2 protein-coding genes are annotated in these 3,092 nt (G+C 37.6%); both read left to right on the forward strand.

Translation table 11 applies throughout. The annotated features are described in order from the left end of the window. A partial coding sequence (locus tag PN450_RS01205; RefSeq protein WP_271835145.1) for a bluetail domain-containing putative surface protein occupies nt 1–1,195 on the forward strand: 1,195 nt, incomplete at its 5' end. 360 nt (nt 1,196–1,555) lie between these two features. Then, nucleotides 1,556–2,821: a glycosyltransferase family 4 protein gene (locus PN450_RS01210; RefSeq protein ID WP_271835147.1), complete on the forward strand. Its 1,266-nt coding sequence runs from the start codon at nt 1,556–1,558 to the stop codon at nt 2,819–2,821. The last annotated feature ends 271 nt before the right edge of the window (nt 2,822–3,092 follow it).

A 3,092-nucleotide genomic window follows, 5' to 3' on the forward strand; every position in this document is an offset into this window, starting at 1 on the left:
TAGCACCACTGATACCATTATCGAAAATGCCAACGAAGGTACAGATACCATTCAATCTAGTGTTACTTACACGATTGCGGCTCTTGCTAACGTTGAAAACCTAACTCTGACAGGAACAACAGCAATTAACGGTACTGGTAACGCTGCTAATAACGTCATTACTGGTAACGCTGGTAATAATGTTCTCATCTCTGGAGATGGTAAAGACATCCTGTATGGTGACCCTGGTGGTTACATAGGTGCAACCATCTACCAGCACGATAGTTATGGAGGACAAGCCCAAGACCTACGAGTTGGAAATTATGATCTAGGAAACTTACAGATTGGTAATGATTCACTATCTTCATTGCAGGTAAGTCCAGGTTTTAAAGTTACACTATACGAACATTCAAGATATACTGGAAGTAGTCGCACATTTACCCAAAGCACTAATTGGGTAGGTGATTTTAACGACAAAACTTCTTCAATAAAAGTTGAATACATAGGTGCAACCATCTACCAGCACGATAGTTATGGAGGACAAGCCCAAGACCTACAAGTTGGAAATTATGATCTAGGAAACTTACAGATTGGTAATGATTCACTATCTTCATTGCAGGTAAGTCCAGGTTTTAAAGTTACACTATACGAACATTCAGGATATACTGGAAGTAGTCGCACATTTACCGAAAGCACTAATTGGGTAGGTGATTTCAACGACAAAACTTCTTCAATAAAAGTTGAATACATTAACTCTAATGATACTCTAAACGGTGGTGCTGATGACGATAACCTCTATGGTGGTTATGGCAATGACATCCTAACGGGAGGACTTGGAAAAGATGCTCTCACTGGAGGACTGGGAACAGATCGTTTTGACTACCGCAACTTAGCTGATTCCGTCTTGAACAGCTTTGATGTTATTACTGACTTCATTGCTAATACTGGCAATGATTTATTCCTTGTTACCACTGCCCGCACCAGATTCTCTAATGCCGGATCTGTGGCAACATTGGATACAACCCAAATTGCAGCTAAGTTAACTACTGCTACTTTTACAGCTAACGCTGCTGCTCAATTCTCCTTTGGTAGTCGTACCTTTGTGGCTATTAATGATGCTACAGCCGGGTTTAGTGCAACTACTGATGCCATCATTGAGGTGACAGGTTTAACTGGTACTTTAGGACTCAATAACTTTACAACTACCTTAGCGTAGCTTCTGGTATCCTTGAAGGAAACCACATTGTAGAGATGTTTCATGAAACGTCTCTACATCATCAAATTATCCTGTGATTGATGCGATTTGTAGGGGTTTAGCAGTGCTAAACCCCTTAACGGGTGACAAGTTAGATATCACTTCTTTATCAATTTGTCAATAGGAAATTTTTACTATCGCTCAAGTTAGATCATTTCTGAGCAAATTTATCCACCTGAAACTCTCTCTATTCATCACTCCTGCTCTGATTTTTCCTGTGGAATCGCTTCTCTTGATGATTGGTTAAAACCTCGAGCTTATACTAGATTACTCTTAATGATTTACGTGATTCTATTACTTAGAAATAAATATTGAAACTTTATGAAAAATGCTGCCATAACTCCCAAACGCATTTTATTCTTACATCCCAATTTTCCCGCCCAATTTCGTCACCTAGCCACAGCTTTAGCAAAAGATGATAATTATCAAATAGTATTTACTACCAATCGTCAAGAAGGAACAATACCAGGTGTACATAAAGTCATTTATGAACCTTCCCGTCAAGCTGCACCCCAAACTCATCATTATGTCCGCAATTTAGAAAATGCCGTTCTCACCGGACAAGCTGTATATCGAATCGCAGAAAACCTCAAAGCACAGGGTTTTATCCCAGATATAATTTATGGTCATTCTGGTTGGGGTCCAACATTATTTATGAAAGAAGTTTTTCCCAAAGCAGAATTATTGTGTTTCTTTGAATGGTTTTATCATCCTCGCGGTTCTGATGCTGATTTTGATCCCAATGAACCATTAAATGCAGATGATTTATGTCGAATTCGTGTAAAAAACGCCCCGATTTTAATTGATTTATATAATTGCAATAGAGGTCTTACTCCCACTAATTGGCAACATCAACAATTTCCCCCAGAATATCATAGTAAAATTAATGTTTGTCACGATGGGATAGATACTAATTTTTTTCAACCTCAGCCAGATGCTAAATTAGTTTTACCCCGCATTAATCTTGACCTTTCCTATGTCTCAGAATTAGTCACCTATGTAGGCAGAGGAATGGAACCTTATCGGGGTTTTCCTCAGTTTATGGAAGCAGTGGCATTAATTCAACAACAACGACCAAGTTGCCATATTGTAGTTGTGGGAGAAGATAGAGTAGCTTACGGTAAAACTCTTCCTGATGGTAAAACCTATAAACAATTAATGTTAGAAAAACTGGATTTAGATTTATCCAGATTACACTTTACTGGTAGATTACCTTATCATGAATATCTCCAAGTCTTACAAGCATCCTCAGCCCATATTTATTTAACTCGTCCCTTTGTGTTATCCTGGTCAATGCTAGAAGCAATGTCAACAGGATGTTTGTTAATAGCTGCTAATACTCCACCAGTTTTAGAAGTAATTAAAGATGGTAAAAATGGACTTTTAGTAGATTTCTTTTCTCCCGAAAAAATAGCAGATAAAGTCAACAAAGTGTTAGATAACTTCCAAGATATGAAAGCTATTCGTGCAGCCGCAAGAAAGACTATAGTAAATAATTATGATTTAGCAAAATTATTGCCACAGCATTTAGATTGGTTGTTAGGGAAGAAAACTTCCGTTAAATCTCATGGGTTTGCAAAAATATAAAAAATAAAATAAATACCCTCATACTTTGACAAACTAACCCCGCAGATATTAAAAAGTGTATTCTGCGTTGGTTAAGTAATATTAGGAAAACTGTTGATTTGATGTGATTTGTAGGGGTTTAGTAGTGCTCATTGGTGTCAACTTAACGCAAAATCTTCATCCCGCAAGGAACTCAAGTTCCTTGCTAATAGCGAAAGTCATCTAAAAGATGACTAAATACTAGGAAAATTCATTAGTCCGTTTTAACGGACTTGAGCTATGAGACAGGGAA

The sequence above is a fragment of the Dolichospermum lemmermannii CS-548 genome, from assembly GCF_028330815.1.
In the GTDB taxonomy this organism is placed as follows: domain Bacteria; phylum Cyanobacteriota; class Cyanobacteriia; order Cyanobacteriales; family Nostocaceae; genus Dolichospermum; species Dolichospermum lemmermannii.